The organism is Corallococcus sp. AB049A (genome assembly GCF_003668885.1).
GTDB classification, from domain to species: domain Bacteria; phylum Myxococcota; class Myxococcia; order Myxococcales; family Myxococcaceae; genus Corallococcus; species Corallococcus interemptor.
The window spans coordinates 1-471 of the sequence record NZ_RAWL01001007.1 but is presented as its reverse complement, the minus strand read 5'-3'; the positions used below and the strand labels follow the sequence as shown (position 1 = coordinate 471).

1 pseudogene is annotated in these 471 nt (G+C 70.5%); it reads left to right on the top strand.

Annotation, left to right across the window (positions count from 1 at the left end):
- Positions 1–471: pseudogene (locus D7X55_RS40620) on the top strand (molecular chaperone DnaJ); the annotation flags it as partial.

The window sequence follows — 471 nt, the reverse complement described above, 5'->3', positions numbered from 1 at the left end:
CCCCCAGCCGGACCTCTGGGCCGTCCAGCCCCCGAAGTTCCCCGCGTCCGCCACACCGCCCGTGCGTCCCGCCCGCGCCAGCGAGGACGACCTGTGGCGCATCGTCTCCTTCGACGAGTCCAACGACCCCGCCCAGAACCTCACCGCCTCCTTCGAGGCCGCCCTCCAGCAGGTGGACGCCCACCTGGAAGCCCTCATCCGCTCGGACGTCCGCTCGGCGGGCGACGCCAACGAATTCCTCGTCGAGGCCATCGTCGAGGCGACATTCGAGCCGCTGCCTTCTCCCCGCTCCACCGCGTTCCCCGGTGACAACGCGGGGGCTTCTGGCCAGACTGCGGACGAGCTGTCCGGTGATCTGGACGACTGGGATTTTGACGAGGACGACGTGGCGGCCGAAGACCCCTCCAACCCCGACGAAGCCTCCAAGCTCCGGCGCCAGCGCCTCCTGCGCCGCGCCATGGAGAACATGGG